We start from the raw sequence: 14,054 nt of genomic DNA, 5'->3' as shown, positions 1-14,054 counted from the left end.
GAAAATATAGCGCAGTAGAAGATCCGAGCAGCAGATGCGAGACAGGCAACATGGCCAACATCGGGTGTCCCTGACTGCCTGCTTACCGCCTGCTTACTGCCTGCGGAATTACCGCCGGTGCAAGTCCACTTTAGCACCTTCGACGTCCACAGCCAGCTTCATCACACGCCAGGCGACATCCGGCGTGTTCTCTGACGTGTAGCCTCTGATGAATTCCAGGCTGGCCTCGGCTTCGGCTTCCCCATTAGCCAGGACCAGAACGGTAGGACCTGCCCCGGAAACAACAGCAGCGTGACCTGCTGCCCGGAGGGCTCCCAGCAATCCCGCACTGGGGCGCATTGCCTCTGCCCTGTAGCTCTGGTGCAGGTAGTCTTCAGTCCCCGCCAGCAGGAACTCCGGCTTCTGTGTCAGTGCGTGAATCAACAATGCTGCCCGCCCTGAGTTCATCGCGGCCGCATGGTGACCGATCGAGGCAGGAAGCAGAGCCCTCGCCGCCTCCGTGGAGAGTTCGTAGTCCGGCACGGCAACGATGGGAATTACCTGCGGGGAAACCTCGGCGCACGTGCTGCTGTACTGGTCACTGTCCTGCCAGGACAACGCCAGCCCGCCGAACAGGGCGGGAGCGACGTTGTCTGGGTGGCCTTCCATCTCGCTGGTGACCTGAAGAATCCACTCGCGGTCCCGCTGTGAAGGCGCCGGTACGAGGGCGTTGGCAGCAACCACAGCTGCAACCACGGCGCAGGCCGAGGAGCCAAGCCCGCGGCCGTGGGGATTGACGTTATTGGCGATGATCCTTAGGCCCGAGTGACGGAACCCCAGGCGTGCCAAGGCTGCAGTGATGGCCTTGACCACAAGGTGACTCGCATCGCGGGGAAGGGTTTCAGAGCCCTCACCCGCGAGTTCGAAAAGAAGTTCGCCGGTGTCCAGAGTCTCCACCGTGAGAGTGTCATACAAGGACAGGGCCAAACCCAGGCTGTCGTAACCGGGACCCAGATTGGCGCTGGTGGCAGGAACCCGGACAGTGATCTGCTGTCCCGCTGCAATGGCGGGCGATTCCGCATCTGCCCTAAGCATCGTTTCCAACGCTACTTTTCTTCCAGTCCCAGTTCAGAAGCAACGGTCACGACGTCGTTGGAAACCTTGACGGGCTGCACGTCGCTGCCGTCCTCGGTCCTGAGCGCCCACTGGGGATCTTTCAGGCCGTGACCCGTAACGGTGATGACGATGGTCTTGCCTGCGGGAACCTGGCCCGCGGCGTGCTTCTTGATCAGGCCGGCAACTCCGGCTGCTGAGCCAGGTTCCACAAAGACGCCTTCACGGGAGGACAGCCAGCGGTGCGCGTCCAGGATTTCCTCATCGGTAACAGCTTCAATCACGCCGCCGGACTCGTCCCGGGCCGCAACGGCAGTATCCCAGGATGCCGGGTTGCCGATCCGGATGGCAGTGGCAATGGTGTCCGGTTCGGTAATCGGATGGCCGGCCACAAACGGTGCAGCACCAGCGGCCTGGAAACCCCACATAACGGGTGTCTTGGTGGAGACAGCCGGAAGCGTACCTGCAGTCAGGGATTCGAACGGTGCCGAGTACTCCTTGTAACCCTTCCAATACGCGCTGATGTTGCCGGCATTTCCCACAGGAAGTACGTGGAAGTCGGGGGCATCACCGAGGGCGTCAACGATTTCAAACGCACCGGTCTTCTGGCCTTCGATCCTCGCCGGGTTGACCGAGTTCACCAGGAAAACAGGGTAAGAGTCACCCAGCTTACGGGCGATGTCCAGGCAGTCATCGAAGTTGCCGTCCACCTGCAGCAGCGTCGCACCATGGGCGATGGCCTGGCTCAATTTCCCCATCGAGATCTTGCCCTCGGGCACCAGCACCGCACACTTCAGCCCGGCAGCCGTCGCGTAGGCCGCCGCGGACGCAGAGGTGTTGCCAGTGGACGCGCACACCACCGCCTTGGCCCCAGCCGCAACCGCTGCCGTCATAGCCATGGTCATCCCACGGTCCTTGAACGAACCGGTCGGGTTCATGCCCTCGACCTTCAGGTACACGGTGGAGCCAGTAAGTTCGGACAGCTGCCGGGCGTGGACCAGCGGAGTGCCGCCCTCACCGAGGGAGATTACCTTCGTGGCTTCCGTAACAGGCAAACGATCAGCGTATTCGCGGACTACTCCGCGCCATTGGTGAGCCACTTAGACTCCTTCTACCCGCAGTACGGATGTAACCGAATTGATGACGTCAAGGCCCTTCACTGCCTCAACGGTTGCTGCCAGTGCAGCTTCGCTTGCGCGGTGCGTGACAATCCTCAGTTCGGCCGTTTCCACGTTGGAGGCGGCGTCGCGGTGGATCGTCTGTCGCATGATCTCGATGGAAACGCCGTTGTCCGCGAAGAGGCGGGCGATTTTTGCCAGGACACCGGGCTGGTCTGCGACGTCCAGGCCGATGTAATAGCTGGTCTGAGCGGCGTCGATGGGGAGCGCCGGTACGTGGCCGGTGGTTGTCTCCGTGCGTCCCGGCCCGCCAAGCACCAGGCGACGGGCTGCTGAGACAAGGTCACCCAGAATTGCCGACGCCGTGGGGGTTCCGCCTGCTCCCTGGCCGTAGAACATCAGCTCGCCCGCATTTTCGGCTTCGATGAACACTGCGTTGAAGGCACCGCGGACAGCAGCCAGCGGGTGCTCTCGGGGAAGAAGGGTGGGGTGAACCCTCACGGATACGCCTTCATTGCCGTCTGCGTCGCTGAGTTTCTCTGCGATCGCCAGGAGCTTGATGACGAATCCGGCGTCCTTCGCTGCTGCGATGTCAGCAGCGCTGACGGAGCTGATCCCTTCACAATGCACGTTCTCAAGGGCAAAGCGGGTGTGGAAAGCCAACGAGGCAAGAATGGCGGCCTTGGCGGCGGCGTCGTGTCCCTCAACATCAGCTGTGGGATCGGCTTCGGCGTAGCCGAGCTTCTGGGCCTCGGCGAGGGCATCTGAGAACTGGGCACCCGTGGAGTCCATCTGGTCAAGGATGAAGTTGGTGGTGCCGTTGACGATGCCGAGCACGCGGGTGATGCGGTCCCCGGAGAGGCTGTCCCGGATGGGACGGAGAATGGGGATTGCTCCCGCAACGGCTGCCTCGTAAGACAACTGGACGCCAGCCTTGTCCGCCTCTTCGTAAAGCGTGGGACCATCCTGGGCCAGGAGGGCCTTGTTTCCCGTCACCACACAGGCGCCGTTCTGGATGGCAGTCAGGATCAGGGACCTTGCCGGTTCGATGCCGCCCATGAGCTCGATGACCAGATCTGCATCTTTGACGAGGGTGTCAGCATCCGTGGTGAAGAGCTCCTGCGGAAGCTCGACGTCGCGCTTTGCGTTGACGTTGCGCACAGCGATGCCGGAGAGTTCCAGGCGCGCCCCGGTACGGGCGGCGAGGGCGTCGGCGTCTTCCATGAGAATCCGCGCTACCTGGGCCCCAACGTTGCCACAGCCCAGCAGGGCTACCTTCAGGGTTCGCACTTCAGTCATTCGCCACTCCCATGTCACGGTTTAACAGATCTTCTTCGGTTTCCCCGCGGACAATGAGCCGGGTGGATCCGTCGCGCACAGCGACAACGCCCGGCCGGGCCAGATAGTTGTAGTTGCTTGACAGAGCCCAGCAGTAGGCGCCGGTACCCGGTACAGCGAGAAGATCACCGGCTGCCACGTCCTCGGGCAGATATACATCTCTAACAACTATGTCGCCGCTCTCGCAATGTTTGCCCACTACTCGGGACAGCTGCGGAGCCGCTGCGGACGCCCGGGAAGCGAGGATCGCCGAATAATCGGCGTCGTAGAGCACCGGACGGGCGTTGTCGCTCATCCCGCCGTCCACTGACACATAGCGGCGGGGGTGCGTAACGTTTACTGTTCCTGAATCGGCAGAATCACCGGAAACCGTGGGGCTGTCCACCCGGACTGTCTTCAACGTGCCCACCTCATAGAGGGTGAATGTGGACGTGCCCACTATCGCGCGGCCCGGCTCGATGGAGATCCGCGGGGCCTGGATGTTCAGTTCCGCGCATTTGGACCGCACGACGGCGGCCATCGCCTGCGCAATCTCGGCTGGCGGGCGGGGACTGTCCACAGGAGTGTAGGCAATTCCATAGCCTCCCCCAAGATCCAGTTCCGGCAGGACGATTGAATACTTGGCCTGCATGGCAGCAAGAAAGCCCAGAAGCTTGGCCGCCGCAAGGGCGAAGCCATCGGCTTCGAAGATCTGCGAGCCGATGTGGCAGTGGATGCCGAGGAGCTCAATGCTTGCGTAGCTGGTGGCAGCGGCCACCGCTTCCTCAGCAGCAGACAAACCGGCTTCGTCCGTGGAATCGCCCGCCATTGAAAGGCCGAACTTCTGATCCTCATGGGCGGTGGCAATGAACTCGTGGGTGTGGGCATGCACTCCCGGAGTCAGACGGAGCATCACCTTGGCAACCTCGCCGCGATCGGAGGCAATCTTGGCCACGCGCTCAAGCTCGGCGAGGCTGTCCACCACGATGCGGCCAACCTTCATGTCGAGCGCGCGGTTAATTTCGGCGTCGGACTTGTTGTTGCCATGAAGTCCAAGGTGCGGGCCGTCAATCCCGGCCCTGGCAGCAACCGCAAGTTCCCCGCCTGAACATGTGTCCAGTCGCAGGCCCTCGTCAGCAACCCAGCTGGCCACCGCGCTACAGAGGAAGGACTTGCCGGCATAGTAGACGTCCACTCCCCCGCAGATATCAGCGAACGCGTCGTCGAAGGCGGTCTTGAAGGCGCGGGCACGTGAGCGGAAATCCGATTCGCTCATCACAAACAGCGGCGTACCGAACTCTTCCCGCAGACGGCTGACGGGGATCCCGTCAATAGCCAACTCGCCGTCGTCGTTCCGTTCCACTCCCCCTGCCCACATCGGTGGATGCAACACGTTCAGGTCAGCAGGCAGCTGCAGCCACTCAGGTGCCAACGGCGAGGCCTGAGGCGTATCCACTGTGTTGTTATGAACTGCGTTGGTATGAACTGTGTTCATCTGTCTCACATCCGTTCCGGCGCCGAAACGCCCAGCAGGTCAAGCCCATTGGCCAGCACCTGGCTCGTGGCGTCGTTGAGCCACAGCCTTGTCCGGTTGAGGTCGGTGATGGGTTCATCCCCCAGCGGCGCCACCCGGCAGGCGTCATACCAGCGGTGGTACGCGCCCGCGATCACCTCGAGGTGGCGCGCAATCCGGTGCGGCTCACGGAGTTCCGCGGCCTTGGCAACGATCGAGGGATAGCTGCCGAGATAGGACAGGAGTTCGTTCTCGGTGGCATGCTCCAGCAGCGAAGCGTCAAAGGCGCTGCGGTCCACACCTGCAGCGACGGCGTTGCGGGCTGTACCGCGCGAACGGGCGTGGGCGTACTGGACGTAGAAGACAGGGTTCTCGTTGCTGTGCTTCTTCAGCAGCTCAGGATCCAGTGTCAACGGGGAATCTGCCGGGAAGCGGGCCAGTGAATACCTGACGGCATCTTTACCCAGCCAATCGATGAGGTCCTTGAGCTCGATGATGTTGCCTGCGCGCTTGGAAAGCTTGGCTCCATTGACAGAGACAAGCTGGCCGATCAGGACCTCGATGTTGACCTCGGGATCGTCTCCGGCACAGGCCGCAATGGCCTTGAGGCGGTTGATGTAACCGTGGTGATCCGCGCCGAGGAGATAAATCTTCTGGTCGTAGCCCCGGTCCTTTTTGGACAAGTAGTAGGCGGCGTCAGCGGCAAAGTAGGTGGGCTCCCCGTTTGCGCGGATCATGACCCGGTCCTTGTCGTCGCCGAAGTCGGTGGTGCGCAGCCAGACTGCCCCGCCGTCGTCGAACACGTGGCCCTGTTCCCTTAGGCGGGCAACGGCACTTTCGATCGCACCGCCGTCGTGCAGGTCCTTTTCAGAGAAATAGGTATCAAACACCACACCGAAATCGGCCAGCGTGTGCTGAATGTCCTCAAGCTGCGCCTCATAGGCGGCGGCCCGGATGACGGGCAGCGCAGCAACATCGGTGAGTTCGCGGATGTCAGGATGCCGGGTCAGCACATGGTGGCCGAGGTCGGCGATGTACTGCCCGGGGTAGCCACCTTCGGGCACATCCCTGCCCTGCAGGCGGGCGAGCACCGACTCTGCGAAGACGTTCATCTGGGAACCGGCGTCGTTGATGTAGTACTCGGCCGTGACTTTGGCGCCCGAAGCACGGAGGACCCTGGCGATCGCGTCACCGAGAGCAGCCCAGCGTGTATGCCCAATATGCAGGGGGCCAGTGGGGTTTGCGGAGACAAACTCCATGTTCACCACGTGGCCCGCGAGCGCAGTATTGGTTCCGTAGGCGGGACCGGCTTCCACAATGGCCTTCGCCAGTGCCCCCGCAGTAGCGGCGTCGACCGTAATGTTGAGGAACCCGGGACCGGCAATGTCCACTGATGAGACGCCATCAATGGTCTTAAGCCTTGTGCTCAGCACGGCAGCAAATTCGCGGGGATTCATGCCGGCCTGCTTGGACAGCTGAAGGGCGATGTTGGTGGCCCAATCGCCGTGGTCCCGGTTCTTGGGACGCTCCACGCGGACCTCGTCAGGCACAGCCGAAGCCTCGAGGGCGACGTCGCCGGCCGCGACAGCGTCTTTCAGGCAGGCGGATATGGCGAGGGAGAGTTCTTCGGGAGTCACGCATCTAGCCTACCGTTGCCCTGCAATCCAGCGGAATTTGCGTTGCGGCAGCAATTGTCGTCAATCGCGGGTGCGGATGCTGTACCGGCTGCTCTTCGGATTCTTTTTGGGAAAGATTAGCCTTCACAGGAAATTCACAGCCCCAGGAAATGGTGAACCATTACGCTGATTCTGACGTTGTCACATCCGTAACAGTCCCCGAACGAGAATCGAGCCCTGTATGAAAACCGCCCGCAAAGGTCTGTTCGTTGGTGTCGCCGGCCTATCCCTGGTAGGAACCGTGGCCGGATGTGCGCCGTCAGCCACCTCCCCGGCAGCCAGTACTCCCGCCGCCACGAGCGCCACCACTTCGGCCGCCCCCTCAAGCTCGCTGGCAACCTCCGGGACTGCCGCCGGTTACAAGGACGGGACTTACAGCGCCGATGGTAACTATGTCTCCCCCAACGGCTCCGAGACGGTGGGCGTCGAGCTGACGTTGGCGGACGGGACTGTATCCGGCGTCAAAATCACCGAGCACCCGAGCAACCCCAACACCAAGAAGTTCCAGGGTGAGTTCGCCGGCGGGATCCAGGCGCAGGTGGTGGGCAAAAAGCTCGATGAACTTAATGTGTCCAAGGTGGCCGGTTCTTCCTTGACCAGCGGCGGATTCAACGACGCCGTGGAAAAGATCAAGTCCCAGGCCAAGTAGGCAGTACCCACCTGCAACACTTCCACAACCATAAGGAGAGCACGTGCCCCATCCGGGTTGGGCTGCATTCACTTTTGACGGGATAGGCACCCGTTGGGAGATCTGCACCCCCGTTCCGCTGACAGACGTGCAGCAGAACAGGTTGCTCGCCATTGTGGAGGACTACGACTCTGCCTGGTCCCGTTTCCGCCCGGACTCCCTGGTGGCTTCCGCCGCGAGGGAGTCCGGCCGTTTCGAGATGCCTGAGAACGCTGCCCAGCTGGGACAGCTCTACCAGGACCTCTATCGGATCAGCGGGGGCGCCATGACACCCCTGATCGGGGGAAGCCTGGAGCACCTTGGGTACGACGCCGGATACTCATTGCGTCCGAAGGGATCCCCTGTCGCGCCGCCACGCTGGGAGGATGTTCTGCAATGGGACGGATCCATCCTGTCCACCTCGGCTCCTGTAGTGCTGGACATCGGCGCGGCCGGCAAGGGACAACTGGTAGACCTGCTGTCCACGGACCTCTTGGCTCAGGGAATCACCGAATACTTCCTCGATGCCAGTGGTGACCTGTTCAACTCCGGTCCCAAAACTGTATCCATAGGACTCGAACACCCTTACGATCCGGAACGTGCCATCGGGACAATTAACCTGGGCGCTGGCGCACTGTGCGCATCGGCCTCGAACAGGCGCAGCTGGGGCGACGGGCTGCACCACGTCCTGGACGGACTGAGCGGGGCTCCGGTGCAAACCACCGTTGCCAGCTGGACGGTGGCTTCGACCGCCATGGTGGCAGACGCGCTGGCCACCGCACTCTTCCTGGTGCCCGGCGACCGGCTCAAGGAGGACTTCGAATTCTCCTGGCTCTCGGTCTTCTCGGACGGAAGCGCAGCATACTCGGCAGACTTCGAAGGAGTACTTTTCTCATGAGTTCCATCAGTTTGCGGAGCCCGGTCACCACTCGCCTGGACACTGGCCTCAACCGCCTGACGATGTACCGCCTTGTGCTCTGGGTCCTGGGGATTCTTGTGGCGTACAGCCTGCTTCTGAATGTCCTGGGATGGCTGACTTTCGGCATACCCGAAATGTTGGCGCACCTGGCGCTCTGCCTTGGGCTGACCTATGGATCCAACCGCGGCCTGGCCGCCCTCTTCCGCGTACAGCCGCATTCCGAATCGTCCCTGATCACAGGGCTCCTGCTGTACTTTCTGTTCTGGCCCTCGTTCAAAACGCTCGACATCGCCGGCGTGGCCCTTGCCTGTGTCCTGGCGTCCGCTTCGAAATATGCTCTTGCCTGGCGGGGCCGCCACATCTTCAACCCTGCCGCGGCAGGCGCCTTCATCACCGGACTGACCGGCCTCAATATCGCCACCTGGTGGGCGGCAACCCCCTCGATGCTCCTGCTCCTGGTTCCCGGCATCGTGCTGGTGCTCTACCGGACCAGGAAGATGCTGATGGGCCTTGTCTTTACTGTCGTTTCCACCTCAATCGTGGCAGTTGAACTGTTGCGTACAGACATGTCGGCCGGAGCGGCCTTGTGGCAGCCACTTGCTCAGCGGCCAATACTGTTCTTTGTCGGCTTTATGCTCACCGAACCACTCACCTTGCCTCCCCGCCGCTGGCAGCAGCTGGGGCTCGCCGCCGTCGTAGGTGTTGTCTTTGCCTTGCCCTACAACTTCGGGTTTGTGGCGAATTCCCCGGAACTGGCGCTGCTGTTGGGGAACCTGGTCGCCTTCTTCGCGGGCCAGCGCGGCGGTATCCGGCTCCACTTCAAGGGCTCGCGCCCGCTTACGCCTACGACGACGGAATTCACCTTTCGACCGGATCGCTCCGTGAGATTCACGCCCGGGCAGTACATGGAACTGAATCTCCCGCACAGCGGCTCTGACGGAAAAGGCCGGCGACGGGTCTTCAGCGTCACAAGCTCCCCGGACGATCGGGACGTATCCTTCGGCGTCGGGACCGCTGAACCCCTCTCTGCCGCCAAGCGCGCCCTCCAGTCCTTGGAGCCCGGGGACGCTGTGACGGCCACCGCTGTTGGTGGTGACTTTGTCATGCCGCGTGACCCCTCTGTTCCCGTGCTGCTGATCGCTGCGGGGATCGGCATCACTCCGTTCCTGGCCCACCTTAATGCCGGTGCTGCAAGGGAACGGGATGTCGTGCTGCTGTACCTCGCAAAGAACGCCGCCGAACTCGCCTATGCCGAGGAGCTGGAAAAGTCAGGGGCGCGTGTACTGGTTCGCCTCTCGGACGGATCTGCGCCGCCACAATCGTTTCAGAATGCCTTCGCTGGTCCCGCGCCGGAGGACCCGGCACTGCTGGAAGGTTCAGTGCAGGCTGTGGCAGATGCCGGCTCCGGCCGTTCCGCCCGGCTTGACGGGCCCGCTCTTAAAGAGCTTGTTCCGGACATTTCAGAGCGTGAAGTGTACATTTCCGGCTCTCCTGCCAGCGTCCGGTCCTTGCGTGCGGCGGCCCGGAGGGCAGGGGCAAAAAAGGTGCATACTGATTCCTTTGCCGGCTATTGAGGAACGCCGGCTGCCAGGAGCGGCTGGTTTTCCCTTCGGGGCCACGTTCCTGCTAAGCTCTAGGACGTCCCGCCGGTAAGGCAGGATCCCTGAAATGCCCTCGTAGCTCAGGGGATAGAGCGTCTGCCTCCGGAGCAGAAGGTCGTAGGTTCGAATCCTATCGAGGGCACACCCGAAAGCCCGTCAGTTCAATGAATTGGCGGGCTTTTGCTGTGCCGCCACAAAAAAGTCGGTGCCCCCTCGTAGGCTGATTTCAGACAGCGGGCCACAACGCAAGCAGGTCAAGAGGGCAAGGGGTATTCACATGTACTGTTCAATCATTCCGCCGTACCTCCTCAAGCGGGTGGCGGCCCAGGACACGCCACAATACTCGGTGGCCGCCAGAGCGGCCAAGGAAGCCCTGCGCCATGTCAAAAGCGTGCAGGCCGCTCGTGCCCAGCCCTCCGCCACCCCGCCGCCAGGCATACGGCAAGTGAAACCTGGGCCTCCACAAAGGACCGTGTATGACGCCCAGGAAGCGGAAACACTGCCCGGCGTGGTGGTGCGGAAGGAAGGCGAGCCGGCTACCGGGGACCCGGCCGCCGACGAAGCCTACGACGGACTGGGCCATACCCACAGGCTCTATGCCGACGTCTTCGGCCGCAATTCCATAGACGCGCAGGGCCTTCCACTTAACGCGACGGTGCACTTCGGCCGGCTGTACGACAACGCCTTCTGGGACGGATCGCAAATGGTCTTCGGCGACGGGGATGGGGAGATCTTTCAAAGATTCACGCTGTCCCTGAGTGTTATCGGCCACGAATTGGCTCACGGGGTCACCCAGCACTCAGCCGGGCTCGCCTACCGCAACCAGGCCGGGGCAATCAACGAATCCCTCTCTGACGTTTTTGGCGCGCTTGTGGAGCAGTTTGTCCGGCAGCAGACAGCCGCGGAAGCCACCTGGCTCATCGGAGAGGGTCTTTTCACTTCGCAGGTGGAAGGTTCTGCCCTTCGCTCCATGAAGGCTCCTGGAACGGCATATGACGACGACGTGCTGGGCAAGGATCCGCAGCCGGACTCCATGGACTCCTACGTGCGGACCAGCGCCGACAACGGCGGCGTCCACATCAACTCCGGCATACCCAACCGGGCGTTCTACCTCGTGGCCTCCACATTGGGCGGCTATGCATGGGACTCGCCCGGCCGTATCTGGTACGACGCCCTCACCAGCGGGACACTTAAGGCCGACTCCACTTTCCGCGCCTTCGCCAAGGTAACGCTGGCCTCGGCAGAAGAGCTGTTTGGGGCAGATTCTCCGGAACATGACGCCGTGAAGATGGCATGGGAAACTGTCAAAGTAAAGCTATAAAAACGCCGCCTGCATGAGTGGCTTCCTCTGAAGGAAACACACCCACAAGCGGTCCGGCAGTACCGGGAGCACAGGAACCAGGCCATGAAAATCACTGTCCAACGCAGCGGCGGCATTGCTGCGCTGACCCGTGAGTGGAGCGTGAAAGCCGTGACCCCTGCGGACAAAAGCCGCTGGGAGCCCCTGATTGAGGCCTGCCCTTGGGACGCGGTACCTGGACGCGAGGACAACGGCGGCAACCAACCTGACCGCTTCATGTACTCCATACGCGCCGGTCAGCACCGGGCCACGCTCCCTGAGCGGGCCGTCACCGGGCCGTGGCGGATTCTCGTGGACAATACCCGGGCTGCTGCTGAGGCTTCCCGAAACCAGGACGGGCAGCGCTGACGCAGGCTATCCGACCGACGCCAGCTGTCCCCTGAAGGTCCGCCGGTACGCCTGAGGGCTCGTGTCAAGGACCTTGGCGAAATGGTGCCGAAGCAGGACGGAATGCCCAAACCCGGCTTCACGCGCAATCTCGTCGATGTTCAAGTCAGTGGATTCCAGCAGTTCCTGCGCCCTCAGCACCCGCTGCGAGTTCAGCCACGCGGCGGGGGTGGTTCCCGTTTCAGAGCGGAACCGGCGGGCGAACGTCCGGGGCGACATGTGAAGGCGGTTGGCCAGCTCATTGACAGTATGTTCCTCGTCCAGATGCATCACCATCCACCGCAGCAACTCCTCCATGGGCGCTGATCCGCAGGTGGGCATGGGGCGCTCGATGAACTGGGCCTGGCCGCCGTCACGATGCGGTGGAACCACCATGTCCCGGGCTATCGAGGCAGCCACGCCTGCTCCGAGCTCTACCCGGACCAGATGCAGGCTGGCATCGATTCCGGCGGCAGTTCCGGCACTCGTCACGAGGTTCCCGTCCTGGACGTACAGCACATTCTCATCAACAATCACGTCCGGGTACTTGGCGGCAAGCTCGCTGGAATAGTGCCAGTGGGTGGTGCAACGGCGACCGTCCAGCAGCCCCGCCCTGGCCAGCGCGAACGCCCCCGAACAAATGGACATGACCCAGGCTCCACGGGCATGGGCCGCGCGCAAGGCATCCAGCACGTCCTCATGCACGTCCTCATCCCGGCCATAGGGAGTCATGATCACCAGATCGGCGTCGGCTGTAGCTTCCAGCCCCAAAGTAACGTTCATGGACAGGCCGCCCTTGAGCGGAATGTCACCGGGCTCGGGGGCGCAGACACGAAAATCAAACGCGGGCACTCCCCCTTCACGCGCCGATCTGTCGATGCCGAAGACCTCGTAGGCCGTACCGAACTCAAAGAGTGAGAAGTGCGGGACAACGATTACAGCCACTGATTTAAGCATGAATTGAGTATGACAGAAGCTTGGCAGGAATTATAGCTTTTTGGGCATTTCTGCCACTGTTCCATAACGGCCGGCGGGAGAAGGATTGAGTCATGGAAATCATCGCTGTTGTACTCATCGTCCTTCTCCTCGTCGTACTCCCCGCCACCCTCACAAGCATCCTGGGTGACGGCCGGGGCCATACTCCCCGCGAGGATTCCCACCCTGACTGGAAGGCAATGGACCTGCCCAGCACCAACTACACGCTCCGCAATTTCTGACCGAAAGGGCTGCCGCTGTCCTGCACCAGAACTTCCCGGCCAATGGATTCCAGCAAAGCGAATCCGGACCAAGAAAAGCCTGGTCAGGCATAGCGACATCCCTCCGTACGCTGTTCCCTACGCCAACAATCACAGCGTACGGCTGCTTGAGGACAGGTTCAGTCCTTAACGCTTTGTATATGAAGTACATTTGGGCTCATGATCCAGACCTCCGCCCGCCTCCTGCAGTTGCTGTCACTGCTTCAGATCCGCCGGGAATGGACCGGGCCGGCCTTGGCTGAGCGGATGCAGGTAACGGAGAGGACCATCCGACGCGACATCGGCAAACTCCGCACCCTCGGCTATCCCATCCACGCATCACCGGGAATCGCGGGCGGATACCAACTCGGCGCCGGCGCGGAACTGCCTCCCCTCCTGCTGGACGACGACGAAGCCCTGGCTGTCGCCCTGGGACTCAGCGCGGTGGCTGCCGGGCCAGTGGCCGGGATAGGCGAGTCATCGGTCCGTGCGCTGGCGAAGCTGGAGCAGGTTCTTCCCTCGCGGCTGCGTCACCGCTTCGGGGCCCTCAAAAACACTGTCACCACCCTTCCCAGCGATGCAGCACCGGTAGATCCCCTGCAACTGACGGCGATTTCGGCGGCCATCACGGACCGCCGGGAACTGAGCTTTGACTATACAAAGGCCGACGGCGGGACCGGACGACGTCTGGTGGAGCCGTATCGGCTGGTGGACACAGGGCGGCGCTGGTACTTCGTGGCCTGGGATACGGAAAGAGAGGACTGGCGCACTTTCCGCGCCGACCGTATTTCTTCAATGCCCACGGAGCGTAAGCGGTTTGTTCCCCGCCAACTGCCAGCCAAGGACATCGCGGCCTATGTCCAGGAATCCATCACCCGATCCCCCTACAAATACGACGTTGTGGTCCGGCTCCATGCACCACTCCATGAAGCAGCCGCCCTTATAGGGCCACAAACGGCAAGCCTGAGCGCAGATGGAGAAGACCGGACCATTCTCCGCGCAGGCTGGGACAGGCTGGACACTCCTGCGGCCCATCTGGCCACCCTGGGCATGGACTTCGAAATCCTCGCCCCGCCGGAGTTCCGCGACCATGCGCGCACAGTGGCGGAGCGGCTGATCCAGGCGGCAGGCGGCGGACCGCCGGCGCCCGACGAAAACGAACGGCTCCCTGCTCAGCAGTAGACTGTTTC

At 62.3% G+C, this 14,054-nt stretch carries 13 protein-coding genes and 1 tRNA gene; 8 read left to right on the top strand and 6 right to left on the bottom strand.

Annotated elements, in window-relative coordinates; genetic code table 11:
- Positions 1 to 108 precede the first annotated feature (108 nt).
- The 5 genes from thrB to argS are packed head-to-tail and all read right to left on the bottom strand — an operon-like array spanning position 109 to position 6,677.
- Positions 109 to 1,074, bottom strand: coding sequence for a homoserine kinase (gene thrB / locus M1E02_RS07500; RefSeq protein ID WP_479377458.1), 966 nt, complete (start codon positions 1,072 to 1,074; stop codon positions 109 to 111).
- Between the two features lie 11 nt (positions 1,075 to 1,085).
- Entirely contained in the window at positions 1,086 to 2,192 is a 1,107-nt protein-coding gene (thrC, locus tag M1E02_RS07495) for a threonine synthase (protein WP_479377457.1), read from the bottom strand.
- Positions 2,193 to 3,509: a homoserine dehydrogenase gene (locus M1E02_RS07490; RefSeq protein ID WP_479377456.1), complete on the bottom strand. Its 1,317-nt coding sequence runs from the start codon at positions 3,507 to 3,509 to the stop codon at positions 2,193 to 2,195.
- Positions 3,502 to 5,022 (bottom strand): diaminopimelate decarboxylase, encoded by a 1,521-nt coding sequence (lysA, locus tag M1E02_RS07485; protein WP_479377455.1) that lies wholly within the window; start codon positions 5,020 to 5,022, stop codon positions 3,502 to 3,504. Before lysA ends, M1E02_RS07490 begins: the two co-directional genes overlap by 8 nt.
- A gap of 5 nt (positions 5,023 to 5,027) precedes the next feature.
- Positions 5,028 to 6,677 (bottom strand): arginine--tRNA ligase, encoded by a 1,650-nt coding sequence (argS, locus tag M1E02_RS07480; protein WP_479377454.1) that lies wholly within the window; start codon positions 6,675 to 6,677, stop codon positions 5,028 to 5,030.
- A 220-nt stretch (positions 6,678 to 6,897) separates the two neighbouring features.
- On the opposite strand from argS, the gene M1E02_RS07475 reads away from it, so the two are divergent.
- From M1E02_RS07475 to M1E02_RS07450, 6 genes are all read left to right on the top strand, one after another.
- On the top strand, positions 6,898 to 7,365 hold the full coding sequence (locus M1E02_RS07475; RefSeq protein WP_479377453.1) for an FMN-binding protein: 468 nt from the start codon (positions 6,898 to 6,900) through the stop codon (positions 7,363 to 7,365).
- Positions 7,366 to 7,408: 43 nt separating this feature from the next.
- Positions 7,409 to 8,281: an FAD:protein FMN transferase gene (locus tag M1E02_RS07470; protein ID WP_479377452.1), complete on the top strand. Its 873-nt coding sequence runs from the start codon at positions 7,409 to 7,411 to the stop codon at positions 8,279 to 8,281.
- Positions 8,278 to 9,876 carry an FAD-dependent oxidoreductase gene (locus M1E02_RS07465; protein WP_479377451.1) on the top strand — a complete coding sequence of 533 codons (1,599 nt, stop codon included), beginning with the start codon at positions 8,278 to 8,280 and terminating at the stop codon, positions 9,874 to 9,876. Before M1E02_RS07470 ends, M1E02_RS07465 begins: the two co-directional genes overlap by 4 nt.
- Before the next feature lie 96 nt (positions 9,877 to 9,972).
- Positions 9,973 to 10,045, top strand: a tRNA-Arg gene (locus M1E02_RS07460).
- Positions 10,046 to 10,180: 135 nt separating this feature from the next.
- Complete coding sequence (locus tag M1E02_RS07455) at positions 10,181 to 11,224, top strand: M4 family metallopeptidase (protein WP_479377450.1); 1,044 nt, start codon at positions 10,181 to 10,183, stop codon at positions 11,222 to 11,224.
- Between the two features lie 84 nt (positions 11,225 to 11,308).
- Positions 11,309 to 11,611, top strand: coding sequence for a protealysin inhibitor emfourin (locus tag M1E02_RS07450; protein ID WP_479377449.1), 303 nt, complete (start codon positions 11,309 to 11,311; stop codon positions 11,609 to 11,611).
- 6 nt (positions 11,612 to 11,617) lie between these two features.
- Here M1E02_RS07450 and M1E02_RS07445 read toward each other — a convergent pair whose 3' ends face one another.
- Positions 11,618 to 12,586 carry a GlxA family transcriptional regulator gene (locus tag M1E02_RS07445; RefSeq protein WP_479377448.1) on the bottom strand — a complete coding sequence of 323 codons (969 nt, stop codon included), beginning with the start codon at positions 12,584 to 12,586 and terminating at the stop codon, positions 11,618 to 11,620.
- Between the two features lie 92 nt (positions 12,587 to 12,678).
- Between M1E02_RS07445 and M1E02_RS07440 the strand changes: the two genes are divergently transcribed.
- Both M1E02_RS07440 and M1E02_RS07435 read left to right on the top strand, forming a co-directional pair.
- Positions 12,679 to 12,846, top strand: coding sequence for a hypothetical protein (locus M1E02_RS07440; RefSeq protein WP_479377447.1), 168 nt, complete (start codon positions 12,679 to 12,681; stop codon positions 12,844 to 12,846).
- A gap of 198 nt (positions 12,847 to 13,044) precedes the next feature.
- A complete protein-coding gene (locus M1E02_RS07435) occupies positions 13,045 to 14,046 on the top strand; it encodes a helix-turn-helix transcriptional regulator (RefSeq protein ID WP_479377446.1) in 1,002 nt (333 codons plus the stop codon).
- The last annotated feature ends 8 nt before the right edge of the window (positions 14,047 to 14,054 follow it).

The sequence above is a fragment of the Arthrobacter sp. Z5-13 genome, from assembly GCF_056499105.1.
This window is presented reverse-complemented; position numbering and strand designations above follow the sequence as displayed.